Source organism: Flavobacterium sp. B114r, from assembly GCF_056824125.1.
Genome location: NZ_CP124858.1, coordinates 4,609,984 through 4,626,212 on the forward strand (window position 1 = coordinate 4,609,984; position 16,229 = coordinate 4,626,212).

Annotated in this window: 13 protein-coding genes; 6 read left to right on the plus strand and 7 right to left on the minus strand. The window is 30.0% G+C overall.

The features are described from left to right. Positions 1-421: 421 nt before the first annotated feature. The 4 genes from QLQ94_RS19290 to QLQ94_RS19305 all read right to left on the minus strand — a co-directional run bounded on the left by QLQ94_RS19290 (position 422) and on the right by QLQ94_RS19305 (position 6,731). A complete protein-coding gene (locus tag QLQ94_RS19290; RefSeq protein WP_482498227.1) occupies positions 422-2,623 on the minus strand; it encodes a KAP family P-loop NTPase fold protein in 2,202 nt (733 codons plus the stop codon). An 811-nt stretch (positions 2,624-3,434) separates the two neighbouring features. Further along, positions 3,435-4,394 (minus strand): hypothetical protein, encoded by a 960-nt coding sequence (locus QLQ94_RS19295; protein ID WP_482498228.1) that lies wholly within the window; start codon positions 4,392-4,394, stop codon positions 3,435-3,437. 29 nt (positions 4,395-4,423) lie between these two features. After that, positions 4,424-5,560: an AAA family ATPase gene (locus QLQ94_RS19300; RefSeq protein ID WP_482498229.1), complete on the minus strand. Its 1,137-nt coding sequence runs from the start codon at positions 5,558-5,560 to the stop codon at positions 4,424-4,426. Continuing rightward, positions 5,538-6,731, minus strand: coding sequence for a DUF262 domain-containing protein (locus QLQ94_RS19305; protein WP_482498231.1), 1,194 nt, complete (start codon positions 6,729-6,731; stop codon positions 5,538-5,540). The genes QLQ94_RS19300 and QLQ94_RS19305 overlap by 23 nt, the downstream gene beginning before the upstream one ends. Before the next feature lie 1,121 nt (positions 6,732-7,852). On the opposite strand from QLQ94_RS19305, the gene QLQ94_RS19310 reads away from it, so the two are divergent. Continuing rightward, positions 7,853-8,200 (plus strand): DUF6119 family protein, encoded by a 348-nt coding sequence (locus QLQ94_RS19310; protein ID WP_482498233.1) that lies wholly within the window; start codon positions 7,853-7,855, stop codon positions 8,198-8,200. A 67-nt stretch (positions 8,201-8,267) separates the two neighbouring features. Here QLQ94_RS19310 and QLQ94_RS19315 read toward each other — a convergent pair whose 3' ends face one another. Together QLQ94_RS19315 and QLQ94_RS19320 are read right to left on the minus strand one after the other, a co-directional pair. Next, on the minus strand, positions 8,268-8,744 hold the full coding sequence (locus QLQ94_RS19315; RefSeq protein ID WP_482499994.1) for a phospholipase D-like domain-containing protein: 477 nt from the start codon (positions 8,742-8,744) through the stop codon (positions 8,268-8,270). Next, a complete protein-coding gene (locus tag QLQ94_RS19320) occupies positions 8,741-10,006 on the minus strand; it encodes a phospholipase D-like domain-containing protein (RefSeq protein WP_482498235.1) in 1,266 nt (421 codons plus the stop codon). The genes QLQ94_RS19315 and QLQ94_RS19320 overlap by 4 nt, the downstream gene beginning before the upstream one ends. A 442-nt stretch (positions 10,007-10,448) precedes the next feature. Here QLQ94_RS19320 and QLQ94_RS19325 point away from each other — a divergent pair, with 442 nt between their 5' ends. The 3 genes from QLQ94_RS19325 to QLQ94_RS19335 all read left to right on the plus strand — a co-directional run bounded on the left by QLQ94_RS19325 (position 10,449) and on the right by QLQ94_RS19335 (position 12,321). Beyond that, positions 10,449-11,057 (plus strand): antitoxin Xre/MbcA/ParS toxin-binding domain-containing protein, encoded by a 609-nt coding sequence (locus QLQ94_RS19325; RefSeq protein ID WP_482498237.1) that lies wholly within the window; start codon positions 10,449-10,451, stop codon positions 11,055-11,057. An 8-nt stretch (positions 11,058-11,065) separates the two neighbouring features. Then, positions 11,066-11,512: an RES family NAD+ phosphorylase gene (locus QLQ94_RS19330; RefSeq protein WP_482498239.1), complete on the plus strand. Its 447-nt coding sequence runs from the start codon at positions 11,066-11,068 to the stop codon at positions 11,510-11,512. A gap of 617 nt (positions 11,513-12,129) precedes the next feature. Continuing rightward, positions 12,130-12,321: a hypothetical protein gene (locus tag QLQ94_RS19335; RefSeq protein WP_482498241.1), complete on the plus strand. Its 192-nt coding sequence runs from the start codon at positions 12,130-12,132 to the stop codon at positions 12,319-12,321. A gap of 205 nt (positions 12,322-12,526) precedes the next feature. On the opposite strand, the gene QLQ94_RS19340 is transcribed toward QLQ94_RS19335, so the two are convergent. Continuing rightward, entirely contained in the window at positions 12,527-13,261 is a 735-nt protein-coding gene (locus QLQ94_RS19340; protein WP_482498243.1) for a hypothetical protein, read from the minus strand. Positions 13,262-13,933: 672 nt separating this feature from the next. On the opposite strand from QLQ94_RS19340, the gene QLQ94_RS19345 reads away from it, so the two are divergent. Continuing rightward, the gene (locus QLQ94_RS19345; RefSeq protein WP_482498245.1) at positions 13,934-15,415 is read left to right on the plus strand and encodes an AAA family ATPase; all 1,482 of its coding nucleotides are present in this window, start codon (positions 13,934-13,936) and stop codon (positions 15,413-15,415) included. Beyond that, a complete protein-coding gene (locus QLQ94_RS19350; protein WP_482498247.1) occupies positions 15,412-16,089 on the plus strand; it encodes a hypothetical protein in 678 nt (225 codons plus the stop codon). Before QLQ94_RS19345 ends, QLQ94_RS19350 begins: the two co-directional genes overlap by 4 nt. Positions 16,090-16,229: the final 140 nt, after the last annotated feature.

Below are 16,229 nucleotides of genomic sequence, written 5' to 3' on the forward strand. Positions count from 1 at the left end.
TGATCTTTTTCAAAAAGTTCATCTAATGACTTCTCTAGGATTTTTTTAATTATTTCTTTTGAATACATGTAGAAACATAAAACTCAATACGTTTTTCAGTGAGTTGTTGAATAATTATTTAAAGATTCTGAATTTTCTCTAAATATATTACATTACCGCCAACTTGTTACAGGTAAAAATACCTGATTAAAAAAAACTGGTAGAATGATGAATTTATAAATAAAATATTTCAAAAATTGATAGTAAGCCTTATAGATGAATGTAAAGATTTAATTTATTAAAATGCTTAACGAAGAAGCAATGAATATTACCTTGAAAGACAATTTTATAGGAACCAATTAAAAAAATAATGCCTACCGTAGAACTTGCATATAATTACTGCATTATACACTGTCGGTTAATCTAAATTAAACTGTTCTGCTTATTTAAGTATTTTTGTATTGATTGGTATTTTCTGAAATTTAAAATCCACATATTGTGAAAAGTTTGTGGCTTCGAATTCAGAAAAAAAACTTTTAAACTCTTCCAAGTAGATCGATTGTTCTTCACTCTGTTCCTCTAGAATTCTTTTAAAGTTTTCCCAGTTATCAAATATTCTTTCTGCAAAATTACTGACAGCGAAGGTTTTCTGCTTCCAGTGTTCAGGCTCGATAAAAGCAAGTAAAAAACCATCCAAATCTTTTTTCAAGATAAAATCTATTAAAACGGCCTTTGCTTGATCAGGAAATTTTTCCTGCTTTTGATAGCTCCCTCCTCCTCCTGTCTGCACCCAAATTGTTTCTTCAGTATTATGAAATAGATCCCAGAAATGCTCATCCAATTTTTCAATGGAAAGACAATAGGACCTAAAATATCCTAAGGCGAACTGTCCCAGTTCATTCTTCTTTAATGGAAGATTATCCGAAAATTGCGCAGTTGCATACTTAATAAAATGAGATTCAAATGCATATGGGCTTTTTGGCTCTTCAAACAGGCTTCGGACAAATCCCTTTAATCTAGCTTCACCTCCTGGCTCACCATAATACTCATCAGTCAAACTGCTGTCGTGGTCATTAAGCTTGCTGAGCAGATCGCTACCGTCATAGCCAACGAGCTTTGTTGATACAACACCATTACTCGGAGTGTAATGATTAGCTAAGTAAAATATTCCGCGTATAATTTTCTCAAAATCTGATGCATTGTCAAATGATCTAACTTCGGAAAACCGGCTTTTTACCTCAAACACCAGATCATTTTTAACCCACTCGCTAATTTTTTCGTTGAATCCGTTTTGATTTAACTTCCTTGCATTGCTGAATTCCACCTCTGATAGGGATCCCTGCAATAAATTGTAAGCAAAGTATCGGTTAAATTTACTAGGAAAAGCTACAGATAAATGGGAGCGTGAATAAAGACGATTGGATATCCCCCCTGCAAAAATTCCACTTATAAAAGCAATTATTTTGCTAATTTCATTTACAGGCACCGACAATTCCCTGTTATTTTGCTGTAAATACAGCTCTAGCTCTGTATCGCAATTTTTAAAGAGCGACTCCAAGGAATCTTTCTTTTCCTTCTTCAATTTCTTAAGCTCATATCTAAAGTCTTTACCAGATTTATTGACAGGATCTAAATAAAGCTGTGTTTTAACAAACAGCAGCTCATACACGGCTGGATATTTTACCCGCAGTAATTCCAAGCGTAAAAAATCTTTGAAAGCTACTTCTCCCTGCAATTTACTAAGATTCAGAAGCAGAGTGTTCGCCAATCGCGTTACATCCCGCATGCTTGTGAGCCATTCGTTTAGATACTCTGGTACATACGCCTTTAATCCAATTAATTCTTCATCAATGGTTGAGTGAAATGATTGTGGAAATTTCTGCTTTAACTTTTCAGCCAGTTTATATCTGAAAATATCCCTATTAAAATACGGCAGTGAAATTTCAATCTGAAAAATCTTTTCCAGGAATTGTTCCTGCTTATGTGGATTATGGTCTTTCAGAGCATTTACGACATAATTTTTATCATAAGCAACTATAAAAAATGTATTGTAAAAGTTTGCAGTATTTCTAATTAGCCGAATAACTTCGACAATCTCGTCCTTATCCAGCCTGTCTAAATCATCAATATAAACAATGATCTTTTTATTTATTTTTGACAGCGCGACATTAATGCTCTCAAACAAACTATTTACTGATTCCAAGCCCGTCAGAGCTGTTACCGAAGTCTGGAAGGTCTGGGTAACGGTGTTCTCATTTAAGGAAACAAGTTTGTTGGAATAGGATATCAGAAGTCGTGAGAGCGAAGAATGGTAAGGCCTTATCGATTCTTGAACGGTCTCGAAAAAATCTTGTACAATTGCCTTGGGCAAATTACTGTTCCAAGGTTTGAAATTTATTTCAATAATGTCTTCCCCTGTTAATTCTCTTTTTACTAAATCTATAAAAGATGTTTTTCCCATACCCCATTTGCCGTTGACACCAATAGCAAAAGATTGATTAAAGTTACTTGATATTATTTTTCCCGCCAGTAGTCCAGCATAAGCTGTATAACCAAGTTCATCGTCTTTTAAATTCCCAATTGGCTCATCATCAAAAAAAGAGTTTATTCCATTACTATTTTTAACTTTTTTGTGTGTAATCAACAATAAGAAATTAGAGAATGTAAAAAATATTATAAAGTCGGCATACTTAATCAGTGGGCAAAATGAGAATGGAGTAAAATTCCATACGTCATAATAAAACCTGTAAATGATATACACAACAGTAATTAATGACAGTGTGATTAAAAAATTTGAAGACTGGTTATACTTTCTAAATCTGCAAAGCAGAAATAAGACTGTGGTAATTATTAATCCAAAAAAAATAACGTCGTTGAACCAAACTGAATCAATATAGGATAGCATGTAGTTTACTATAGTCTTATCTAATAAAATCTCTACTGGTTTGTGCAGAAGAATTAATAAAATGAAACATAGACCTAAAACTATTTTCTGTTTTTGAAAAAGCGAGTTATTGACGAATTCGAGAAATTTCATTTTATAATTTAAAATTAGGAAATACATGAAGCATGGCTGTAATTAGCAAAACAGTACATTCAACAACCATCAATTTATTTTTTGTGAAAATAATAAAAATAGAATAGGAAATAAATCAATTTTTAGCTTTTGTGGAAGAACAATAAATAAGTGGAAGATATATTTTTTATTTTCATCAAAATCAGCAGAAATAATCATCAAATTTTGACCTGAATAATCTCAAAACTATAATTTAATTTTGCTAAAAACTTATTTAAGTTATCCATTTAAATACTAAGTTATGTAGTCTCATTTACAATTATATTAATAGCTCATTTATTGAATTAACGAAATTACATTTTTCAACGTTTTTTAACATTAACCCCCTACAATTAAAGGAATCACCAAAAAAATTCCTACTTTATCTTACAATTTTGTTTTATTTTCTAATTTTTATGTCATGACCGCCTGTTGTATCTTGGCCTTTTTCAGATCCATTTCGTGGTACATATTTGCCTGTTGCGAAATCAATTTCTCCAATATGGCTTCCCTTCGCATTATGATGCTCGAATCGACCATATGCATTTTTCATATCAATAGATAAATAAGACTTTTTCTTCTGTGTCTCAGAAACAAAAATCATTCGAAGTTGTCCATTATTTTTATTTAATTTTGTTACACTTGAGTCAAATATCCAAGAATTTAGCTCTGCAATCTTTTTTCCAACTTCTTTTAATTCATATATTTTATCCTTTTTTCCATCAACACTTTGTGGAAAACCCATCTCATTAATCAAATTTTCCGTCTTCTTATTCCAAATGGGATTACTTATTGGATTCCAATCTCCCCTACCAAATTGAATATCTTTTTTTACTCCTATTAAAAAAACTGCCGCATTTCCATCTTTTAAAGCTGAACTGTTGTAGAAATTCTTTACTGTTACAACCTTTTTAACAGTATTATCCGGATATTCAATAAAAAAATCACAACTTAAATCGTCAATTTCAAATTGATTGTGAGTACAAAAACTTAATGTAGGCAGAATTAACAAGTACGAGCCCAATAATAACTGGGATTCTTGATTGTCATATTTTAATTCAATCCAATTGGCTTTTTTATTTTCAAGCTGTTCAAATATTTCTTCGTCAATTTCGTCAAGGTCAGAAATTGTTCGATTCGCTAAAAAATCATATATCAACTGCTTATTTTCTACCTCAAATTCTTCTTCTAATATTAATTCATCTATTGAAAATAAATTCCCAATTTTAATTTTTTTAAAATCATTTGGAACTTTTAATAATTCTATAGAATATTCTTCCTTAAAAATAGAAGATATTAGAATAACTTCTTTTAAAAGTGACCATGTATCATAAGACTTAGCATCAACGGGATAAGCCATTGATAAATCATTTAAATAGGCGTACATTTTTAGCTAATTAAATTTCTAAGGTTTGTCTCCCATTCATCAAAAAAACCTTTTGGCCAGCCGCTTAATTTACCAGTTGGCCCTACGGATAAAATTCTCCTTTCAGTGACATCTCCTTCATTGGTAAAAAAATGAATTTTTGCTACCTCAGGATCTATTTTCCCATACTTAGTACCTTTTACTGCGACCCTAATACCATTGAGTAAATGATCACTGTGAGTTTCAATAATTACTTGAACTCCATTTTGAGCAGCTAATGCTAAGAGAATACCTATCTTTGACTGTGCAGAAGGATGTAAATGAGCCTCAGGATTTTCAATAATTAGCAAATCTCCTGGCTTAGCAATAAGTGGAGCTACTATCACCGGCAAACTAAAACTATAACCAAAACCGACTTGCAGTGATGAGAAATCATCGCCTTGACTACCTTTTATAGAGAAAGACATTTTTACATTATCTTTGTCAATATCAGAAATTTTTGTTATGACAGTTCTCCCTAATATATCACTTAACCACGCATTAACATTACGGTATAATAAATTAGGATTATCCAATTCACTGCTTTGAACTTCTTTTAAGCTAGGGTGAATTAAAGCATCTATTCCAACGTTCATGTTTTCTGAAACCGCTCTCTGAATAAATTGTGGTGTTAATTCTCCCTGAATACCTAGAAATGTATTATAGTTTCTACTGGAATAGAATTTAGCGTATGACTTTCTTGGACCAAATCGTTCAGCGTTTAAATAAATAAAATCTTTTTTAAATATAGGCTCATTTTTATAACTTTCATCACCATCAAATTTTACCGGAGCTTCTTTCATATCAGGAATAGATGCATCAATAACCCAATGAAAAACTTTTTCATCTGAATTTTCAATACAAATTTCAACCGTTTTTGGATAGGCTTTTTTATTGCACAATTCTGCGCAATTTTCAAGATTAACAAAGTCATTCTCAAGTACTACTTTTTCTTCATTTTGCAAATTTTTACTTTCAAAACTTTGCTTTAATAATAACAGTGATTGGATAACACTTGACTTACCCATTCCATTTATACCTGTAAATAAAGTTAATGGAGCTAACTCAAATTGCTCATCTTCAAATATTTTGAAATTTTTAAGTTTTATCTGAGTTATCATGTAAAAATGTTTTTATAAATTGGTTTAAAATTGAAAATCTGGCTAAAACAGCACTTTTTGATCCTGTAGTATCATTAATTGATTTAAACAATGTCTGATTGTCATTCATAAGCTTAAAATACTTTTCTGCAAAGGTTATCTTATCATGTTCAATTCTATAAAATTCATCATCTGACAGCCCAGATAGATTCCATGAGATCATATCAAATACAGCTTTATTAGGCTGACGTCCCCATTCATTTTCAGATTTCGGACGATAAAATGCGTAAAAACCAAATATTTCATACGCTCTATGCATAGAAATTTCAAATATACTTTCTAGTTCATGTAATTCATCATCGGAACGATTATATAAATCGTATAGCGCTTCAGAAAGGAATAGATCCATCTTTCCGCTATAGTCCTCATAATTGAATACTTGAAAAGCAATAAATCGGTTGACATATTCCCTGTCTATCATTCTTCTTGAAGTAACTTTATTATTAGTTACTTTTTTAAAGATATCATTTGAAGCTAATTGTTTTAACAAATTTGCAGGGGAACCTCTAAAAATTGCATTTCTGATTTCTTGACCATTCAGTTTTAAACCTCCTGTGTTGATTCTCTGAAAAATATTATATTTTACATCTTCAGGCGTACCTGGACTTATGATATAAGCTATAATTTTTGAATCAAGAATTCTTGCTTTCAAATACCCTGCAAAATCACTATCGTTAAATTTTTTTCCCTCGCATTCTTTAACTAAATATTCGAGTGAAACTAACTTATATTCATTTTGTATAAAACCCAAAATGCTATTTAGTCTTTGCAAACCGTCTATTACCCTCCAAGGTTGTGCAGATCCATCCAAATAAAAAATTGGAATTGGTAAATTAATCATTAAAGATTCTATAAATCTGCTTTTTTGAATATCATTCCAAAGATCAGGCATCCTCTGCAAATCATCCTCAGTTCGAATATCAAGTTCTTCGTTCTCAGAATAAAAACTATAATTATTATTTTCTCCCTTTAAATATATAGTTTTATCATCTAAATCTTCTAATGCTTTTTTATCAATTAATTGAATAAGCTCGTGTACACGAAAATGCTGTAAACGTACATTTACATCATCAGGATCAAAAGATAGTTCCTTTTTATATTTGAAATTAGATCTTTTTATTTTTCTAATCATATTTTATTCAATCATTTTATTTTGTTCACACATAAAAAAACATTTTTTTTCAAAACAAGTTACTTCAAAATTTATATTTTGCCTTATAATATTATCTATTAATAGTCTGACAATTCAATTCTATCCTTTTAATTTAATTATCTCAAAATTAAAGAATTTATTGTTTTTTTTATTGGAAATCACAGTGTATAAATCAACAACTAATATAAATACAATTATTTTTTTCTTGATTTTGTCTATTTTAAATTTAACTACTCAAATTATCAACTTTAAATATAAATACATTTGAAAATTTATAAAATGGCTATAACTCTATTGGCAAATATAAAAATTAATACAAAAGCAACTTAACTAAAATCTCTATTATTTCAATGTTAACTTTTAAATTTATTGTAATAATTAGCTAATAAAAAATCTAATATTATGATTTAATTAGCAAAGATAATCCAACTATAATAAGCAAACTATTTAATTAAACTTTACTATACGTAACATTTCAATAACATAATTATTTAAACAACTAAAAAAAAGATTTTATGTTTTATCACTCATGCTACTAATTATTTACAACTGAATTTATTGACCCGATGCTTACATAGTTCTTTTATGAAAAAAGGTTCCATATAAGGAATTGATTTAATAGTGAGGCTGTTATAAAATCATCATAATAAAGCACGAATATTTTGAAGCAATAAAAGGCAAAATCAGCGAAAAAACCGAATCGTTTTTTTTCTATTTCAATATTAGCTGCAACCTTTACAACTATTTAGTTGGTTTTCTAATATCCATCTAAGGGTTTTATGTTTCGAAAAATGGGTTTTGTAGTCTTTTTAAGCTATAAGTTTACCTATAAAGGTTTCTTGAGGCGTATTTCCTTGAAGGGATAGTTGGGGCGTATGGTGTTATAAGTTAACACATCTACCACAAGAGCAGTTTCAAGTTGTTTTCTGTTGGTTAAATTTTGGGATTTGGGAATTTTGATTTTTATGGAATTGGGTAAGTTATTGTATAATCCGTTTCGGATGCAATCATTTATCAATTACGGATTTCCGTAATGACATTGAACTCTAAATAACGATATTTGATGTAATTATTTAAGTCTAAATAAAATAATCATATATATGGCTAAAAGTAGAAGTTTCTCAATTTACCTATTAAAAGATACATATAGTCCAGATAATGCATTGAAAGACGACCACAATCTGCAATTATTAGAGGAAGAGAATACAAATCTTCCTAATAATTCCATAATGTACCTATCTGATAATCCAGGAAGCCCTCCATGGTGGAAAAATTTTGGGGGAATTCGTAAAAACTTACATCAAGTCCAAAAAGGAAGCCTTATCTTTTTACCTGTTGATAATAACTGGGTAGTATTGACATTTGGCATTACTTACCATCAATTAAAAGACAATTGTTATCATTATGATTTTGGTTTAAAGACAACATTAAACGCACTATTTGGTTAAAATAAACCTATTATATTCATAAATAAACAATTAAAAAATTATATTATTTAAACTTCAGGAGGAAGCCTTATTCCGCCATATCCCCGGAGAAGTAAATTCTTCGTAGGCGTTTGGCTGTCTTATCAGAAGTATCGTTGAAATAATCTTTTAACCATTTATCAGTATCATCCAGAAACTGTGGCTTCCATTCGTCTTTCGTTCCTTCTAATTTTTCTTTATCCAGATGTCTTTTTACAGATTCACGAAAACTATAATGATTAAATAGACGCATATATTCACCAAAGTAAATATCCGAAATTCTTTTGTCCCCTTTTATAATCAACATATTTTCATCATTATCGCAAGTACTCGCCTTGCTAAAATTAGCACTGCCTCCTACTAGGATGGGTTCTTCACCCAAAGGATCAATAAGCATATATTTCGTGTGAATCCAGTATACATGAAGACTTGGAATTATACGGTCAATTTCAGCGAGCCATCTGTCAAAACTATTTGTCCAAATCCTGTTCCCGATAGCAACGACTACATTATCAAGCGATCTTATTTTTCTATTGCCTCTTCATCTTTCTCTTTTGACTTTGGACTTGAAAAAGCTTTTTCCATCAGCGCCATCTTTAGTATTTTACTTTCTTGTATACCATAAACATCTTTAAAGTTCTGGTGCATTCCGAAAGCAAATGTCATAAATAATCCTCCTTCTGCCTCGCCGGCAAGTTTTTTATAATAGCTTAATGCATCAAGATCTGTGTTCCTCGGACTAAATACTGCAGTAGTACCCTTCTGCAGAACTGCAGGAATTGAAAATGCTTCTACATTTGACTGACGATATGGTTTATCAATTTTAGGATCTTCAAACAGTCTCTCCCAATATGCGTAAAAAGATTCTGCAATGTTTTTATCCTCTACAATATGCCCAAGATTAGAATGTCCGAAAATGCCGTTCTCCGTTAGATTTGTTGAACCTGTCCATACAGATTTGAAAACGCCCTGTTTTTTTAAAATAAAAAATTTATTGTGCATCAGTTTGCCATTTGCACGCCCCTTGCAAAGGTGAGCTATTCCTGCCGTCTCTATAGCTTTCCTATTTGCTTCACGGGGTCCTTTAAGTTCTCCTTTGTTATTTATTGTTACTATATCATCAAACAGTATTTTGACTTCAGCTCCACGCATTTCAGCCTCCTTTAATGCCAGAAGAACATCACCATATTGAAAAGCATTACTGACCCCATATTGGAATTCATAAACTGCTCCAAATATAGCATCTCCACTTCCCGCCTGCTTTATAAACTTAATAAGTGCTTCTATTAGACCTCTGGAGAGCCATTCATAGGCGCCTCTTCCTGCTTTACTTGGTTTGATCTGCTGAAATCGTCTTGCATACTCCTGAGTCGCAACAGATCCTCTGTTAAATATCGCGGTGTGGTTTGCTCCATCTTCTATTTCAGTTTCGATGTCAACAACTGCTTTATGACGTATTTCTAACGAATCAGGTTCACCATACATTGCGTTTATAGAGTAGGTATATTTTCTACCTGGAAAGGCAGAATAGTCCGACCATTGAAATCCTTGAAACGGATGTTCAAAAGAAGAAAAAGTTTCTCGCAGTACAGGAAATGGTTTTGTTTTCTCGAAAGTTTTAAGTCCGCGCAGCCAAGTATCCTCACCGTCACTATGATCTTTTCTTTTAATTGCAAATCCTCTAAAACCTTCTTTGAGACCAGTTTCAATATCCAACCCTAAAAACACAACATAAGTTCCTGCAATAGCATTTACTGTCAAACCGTTCTCTTTTACTCTTTTTCTCATAACAAATGGATTATCTTAATACTAAAAGTTTTTTAAGCCAAATTCACATTATTAAAATCAGAATAAAAATATATCATTTTGCGAGTAAAAAAACAGGTACAAACACCTGATTTACAGACAAATGATTTTATTAAACTTTAGATAATATTCTTTTAACACGAGCAGAATCACAATAATGTAGAATGAAATAAAATAAGAGGTCTAAAACAATTATTTGATATGCGCAGATAATTTTTAGTCTGGCTGTACTTAGTTTTAAACTATTTTGTTTTATAAATTAATGATGATCGATGAGGAGTTTGAACCGTAAATTTGAATAAGTTATTTCCATTTTGCGATTAAAGTAATTTGCAATTGTCTGAATAATAAACTTTAACACATTTCTACGTAAAACTTCCAATTACATTTGGTAATTTTACGTATAGTTTTTAAATTTAAAAAAATGGCAAAAGTTCGCAGGAGCTCTCCAAAAAGAGATGGAGACCAAAATACCCAAGCAGGTCCAAAAAGACGAATCACTCCGCAAAATTCTGGTAAGGTAGAAGTAAAAGGTTTAAGAACTGCTTCAACTAGACCTTTAACAATTAAGGGGGGGCAACCTTTAAGATTAATGCCTAAAAGTTCAGTACAAATAAACACGAAATTTAATATTAATGATTCGCTTCCAAATATTAAAAACGCGATGGATGTCGTGCAATTTATAAGACACAATACTATTAATTCAGACTATTTCAATTATCTAAAAAATATTGTTACGTTTCCTGACCAAACCATCTCAGAATTGCTGCACATTAGTTCAAAGACATTTGTGTCGTATAGATCAGGAGGTACTTTACCAAAAGGAAATACTCAGGAACAAGCACTTATGATAATTTCTTTATATAAGCATGCGGAAGAAGTATTTGATACAAATGATGATTTTAGCAATTGGTTAAACACTCCTAATTTTTTCTTTGACAATCAGAAACCTATCACCGAACTAAGCACGATCTCTGGAATTAGATATATTGATGATCGTTTAACTGCTATGGAATATGGTGATAATATTTAGTTTCTACTATGATAGTATTTAGAATTGCACTTGAAAAATATGCCCTACTTACCTCTTCAGGCGCTGAAAACCGATGGAATAAAACAGGTGAATATGTTATTTATACAGGAGGAAGTAGATCACTTTCAACACTTGAATTGGTTGCTCATAGAGCTCACGTAAGCACAAGTAAAATTTATAAGGTCATGCAAATATTTTTTGATGATGATCCAACGTTAATTAATGAAATTAAAATTTCTACTTTACCCGCAGATTGGAGAAGTAGAAGTGCGTATAGTATACTTCAAAATATTGGCTCGGAGTGGTACAGTAAAAATTCATCATTAGTTTTAAAAGTTCCATCGGCTATAATTCCACAAGAATTTAATTATATAATCAATACAAAACATCCCGACTTCGCCAAAGTAAAACTTATATTAACTGAAGATTATTCATGGGACAATAGGCTTTTGTAAATTTTATTAAATAAAAATCAGTTTTGTTATTCCAACAACTTTAATTTTCGTTCAAATTCTTTATTACTTTTTAATTGACTCTGTCGCATCTGTCAAAAACAGGTAAAAATACGGGTGACGTGGTTCAAAGAATTGTTCCATCACATTTGAAAAAAAATTAAATTTCAATTTCTTAAATCATCACCAAATTTTGAACTGGATTATCCTCAAATTATAAATTAACTTTATATAGAACAAAATTCAACTTTCATATTGCTTTAAAATTCTCTTGATTTGAAAATTAATTTAAAAAATTTGCTCATTAATAAATCCGAGATTTTACGTTTTTTTAATATTTAACCCTTACGATACATACAAACCGATTACAAATAAAAAAATAAAATAATTATCTTACAAATCAATCGAAAAATAAGCCAATTTCTTTAAATCCTGCATAAAATGGTTTGTAAATTGTTCAGTAAGGGTCACCACAGCCAAATGGCGCCAATTGAAGACAATTGGCGCCATTTTTTTTATATACCCTATTAGTAGTGAGTTTTACTTATTTTTGATGTTTTTACCTCTCTTTTTAATCATATTGAAATAAAGAAAAAAATTATAAAAAAATAAGTTTTTACATGAAAAATAAGATGAATTTAAAATTAGCGTTCGATAACTTAACAGGATTCGAACCAATTGATGAAATATTATCTAATTTACAAAATGGTTTATCAATTCATCATTACATGAATTTTTCGGTTATTATATTATCAATTGTTCCTCAATTCAGACAAAAAATTGGTTCATTCCTCATTTCATCTTTCGTTTAATTTCAAGAAAAATCTACAAAAGAATATATACCAATTCCAAATCATTCTCCATAATAATTATAGCTATGGGTTTAATGATGAGTACAATCTTTCCATTGAATACCAATTTATAAATACAAAATTAAATTTAAATAAAGCCTAAAAAGCAAATGTTGTGTAAGTGTTATTGCAGATAGCGTATATTTATTAATCAACAAATTAACTATCAAGACAAAGCAAATGGTCCGCAACTCACTTCATGATCTTTTGTATTTGCATGACTTATAGTCGAAAAGTGACTAGAAAATAGCTTGGCTTCAACCGAATCAGAACCACAATATTTTTTTATCAACGGAACAATAGTTGCGGCAGCATTAACAAAAAGAGGAACAATATTAAAGAAGATACTTGACTCATCTAAATTATAATAATTACAATATTCAATAAACTGATCTGTATTAAGATACTCTTTTATCATTCTTTTTGTGTCTTGTTTTATTCGAGTTTCTTTTTCTGGTAGATTAAGCAGATTTTTAAAGTCTAACCAAGAAACATAAAGTTCAAATGTATCTGCGCCATCTTCAGTACAGGGAAAATCAACTAAAATATACTGTTCCATATTTTGTATCGATATCGCCTCTTGAGTATGATAAGTATATAACGATCTAATTCTGTTCGCTGTATTGTGATGACGTGCATTTCGAATTGTTAAGATTAAAGCTAATGGGGCAGATTTATACCAATCAATTGGAATTTCTTCTAGTTGTCTCCCTATAGCATCATACAAACTGTGAAAAGAATTTAGTACACCGCTTAATCCAGCTTCAATATTCCCTACGGCTTCAGCCCTATCAACTAGAAGCAGACCTCCTGCATGTGCAATAATATGGGATTCTAGTAATACTCGGAAGCATTGAGATAATTCTTCAAATGAATGTTCAACCATTTTATCATGTATCATATTTACTTTTTTTTGATTTTATTTTTTTATTTCGCATTAAACGACTTAGGCATTTCGAATTTCCAGACTAATAGGCCAATTTAGTTTTGCATTACTTTCTGTAATTTTGTATAATTTATTTACCCCCATCGCACAAATATTTTTATATTAACCAAATAATGGCAAATTTTGTCTTTAAATTAATTATCGACCAAAGATAACTCCAGTAGTACGCAGTTATTTTGCGCAGTTGGATAATTCTTCTTTAAATTACCAGTAAACGTACTTTTTTTTAAATTAATGTGCCTACTAGCATTTTATAAATCTTAAAAGGAAAAATATTTTAATGGCTTTTATAATAATTGCAAATACCTAAGCGAAAAGATTATCATTTAGATTTTATGAACCCTTGATTTTAAATAAAATACACAACACGTATTTATACTGTTTTTTGATTTTAGAACTTTAATTAGTTTTACTCAACAAAAAAAAGTAAGTTTTCGATTAATAACAAAGGTCATTAATGAGAACATTTAAAACCAAAAATTCTTTTTTAAAGATTTAAAATCACTTCATCATTGGGAGTCAATTGCAAATACTATCAGCATTATTAATAAGCCAATGAGATAATGTAGTTAAACTTTTCTTTAGTTTTGTTTACATATCCCATTCTAATAAAAATTAAAACTTAATATGAGTAAAATAACAAGAGTAAAATTCTATGGCCATCCTGTCCTAGGAAATTCTGAAATCAATTTAGTCAATACAGAAGAATTTAAAAATAATGAATATATTTCATTTGTTATTGGCCAAAATGGAACGGGTAAATCAAAATTGATGGAAGCAATTTCACTATTCTTAACCAACGCACATCGATTTAATAATGAAAATGCGAAATGGAATAACATTAAGTATGGGATTGAAATAGATATTTACGCTGCTGGCAAATTATATAATTTAAAATACAAAAATGGTTTTAATTTCGCCCAGGCAAATGATACCGATATAAAAACAATTTTACCCGATAACTTAATTGTTAATGTTTTTACTTTTAATGACAAATACCCTTTTATTGATAGTGAGGAGTTTTATAATTATTGTGGTCTCAGAACAGTTTCAAATAGCATATATGTCAACAAACCAACTGAAGAGTGTTTTAATAATTTAACCTCAATTCTTCTCGTGAAAGAAAAATTAAAAGTTACAAATGATATCTTCAAAGAGTTAAACTTAAAAAAAAAGATATCTGTTACATATCTTAAAATAAGCAACAAGATAGAAAAAGATAAAAATTTTATTAAAATAAAGAACGACTTTAAAAAAAATAAAAAATTCAGCAAGCAAAATATTACAGATTTTGTTTCGATAGTAAGCTCAACGTTATCAAAAAATAAAAATGAAAACTATAAGATCAAAAGGTTCGTAAATAATTTAGAAGAAATTGATATCGTATTAACTTTTCTATGTTCAACAGAAGAATTAAATAAGAGTAATGAGCTAACTTTTAGCTGGGAAGACAGTTTAGAAGATAATGAAGTGTCAAAAAATAAAGAATTTACAAATAAAATAGAATTATTCAAAATTTTAAGAGAAATTGGAATTTTACAATTTGACAAATTTCAAGTATTCAGAGATAGCTATTTCAATTTTAATGACGCGAGTTCGGGTGAATTTCATTTCCTAAATCTTTTTTCCTCTATATTAGCAAATATAAAGGAAAATTCAATAATTATTATTGATGAGCCAGAAATTAGTCTGCATCCCAACTGGCAGAATATGCTTTTATACACCTTGGATCCTTTATTTAAAGCATTTCCAAATTCTCATTTCATAATTGCTTCCCATTCCCATTTAATGGTGTCCAGTTTAAAAAAAGACAATAGCACTTTAGTAACAATCAAGAAAGGCGAAGAAGGACTTATAATTAAAAACTTAGATAAATTTGATACCTATGGCTGGTCTGCTGAACAAATTCTTTTTGACGTTTTTGATATGTTTACAGATAGAAATTATTATCTGTCAATTAAAGTTCAAGAAATAATTAATGAAATGGCATTGATAAAACCAAATGATGGAAAAATAGAAAAATTAAAATCTGAGCTACGAGAGCACAACATTGATGGTTTACATGACAATGATCCTTTTAAAAGTATAATCAAAAACATTCTAGAATGAGTTGGAAAAAAAATCAAAAAATCAAATACAGTTACGAAAAAAACATTAATATAATTCCAAATGTAAATCCACTATCAACAGATGAGTGGAAGACAAGCACCGCTCTTAAGGAATTAATTAAAACTCATTATACAATAATACAAAATGATTTGTGTGCATACTGCAGGACACCTGTAAGATTTGGTGCCTATGGTGAGCCAATAGAACATATTGTCCCAAAATCCGACAAATTAAAATGGATGTTTCATCCAAAAAACCTATGTGTCTCCTGCTACGGGTGCAATACAAAAAAAAGTACTAAAAACACTTTAATTAATATTAACGGACATGCACCAAATGATTTTTTAAATTATCCAACTAACTCAAGTGATTTTAGTATTATTCACCCACATTTTGATAATTATTCAGCACACATAGTTGAGGAGAACCTAATTTGTAAACCTAAAGATTCTAGTTCTAAAGGAGCTGCTACAATAGATATTTGTGAATTAAACAGAATGGATTTAATATATACAAGGGCAAGAATAAACAAAAAATCTAAAAAAGAAATTAATAATTTACTTACGTCAATAGTAGCAGATCCATCGAATAGAGCTGAAGAGATTGCATCAGCAAAAATAATGATTGACAACATTATATTTAGATACAATTACTACAAAGCTCTTATGAAATAAAAAAATGGTTTTTAGGAATTAATATTGTACTTGCCATTAAGTCTGGCGAGTCTAGTGTCGAATATATTAAACATTGTAAAAAGTGCACCTGACTTTTAGCAGGTGCATTTTGGACTTAATACCTATCTAGCACAAAAAAT

What these genes read in the sequence shown, in the direction of transcription:
- QLQ94_RS19295 (WP_482498228.1), bottom strand. Translation starts at nt 4,394, where the DNA reads ATGGCTTATCCCGTTGATGCTAAGTCTTATGATACATGGTCACTTTTA.
- QLQ94_RS19305 (WP_482498231.1), bottom strand. Translation starts at nt 6,731, where the DNA reads ATGATTAGAAAAATAAAAAGATCTAATTTCAAATATAAAAAGGAACTA.
- QLQ94_RS19350 (WP_482498247.1), top strand. Translation starts at nt 15,412, where the DNA reads ATGAGTTGGAAAAAAAATCAAAAAATCAAATACAGTTACGAAAAAAAC.
- QLQ94_RS19345 (WP_482498245.1), top strand. Translation starts at nt 13,934, where the DNA reads ATGAGTAAAATAACAAGAGTAAAATTCTATGGCCATCCTGTCCTAGGA.
- QLQ94_RS19340 (WP_482498243.1), bottom strand. Translation starts at nt 13,261, where the DNA reads ATGATACATGATAAAATGGTTGAACATTCATTTGAAGAATTATCTCAA.
- QLQ94_RS19300 (WP_482498229.1), bottom strand. Translation starts at nt 5,560, where the DNA reads ATGATAACTCAGATAAAACTTAAAAATTTCAAAATATTTGAAGATGAG.
- QLQ94_RS19320 (WP_482498235.1), bottom strand. Translation starts at nt 10,006, where the DNA reads ATGAGAAAAAGAGTAAAAGAGAACGGTTTGACAGTAAATGCTATTGCA.
- QLQ94_RS19325 (WP_482498237.1), top strand. Translation starts at nt 10,449, where the DNA reads ATGGCAAAAGTTCGCAGGAGCTCTCCAAAAAGAGATGGAGACCAAAAT.
- QLQ94_RS19310 (WP_482498233.1), top strand. Translation starts at nt 7,853, where the DNA reads ATGGCTAAAAGTAGAAGTTTCTCAATTTACCTATTAAAAGATACATAT.
- QLQ94_RS19330 (WP_482498239.1), top strand. Translation starts at nt 11,066, where the DNA reads ATGATAGTATTTAGAATTGCACTTGAAAAATATGCCCTACTTACCTCT.
- QLQ94_RS19335 (WP_482498241.1), top strand. Translation starts at nt 12,130, where the DNA reads ATGAAAAATAAGATGAATTTAAAATTAGCGTTCGATAACTTAACAGGA.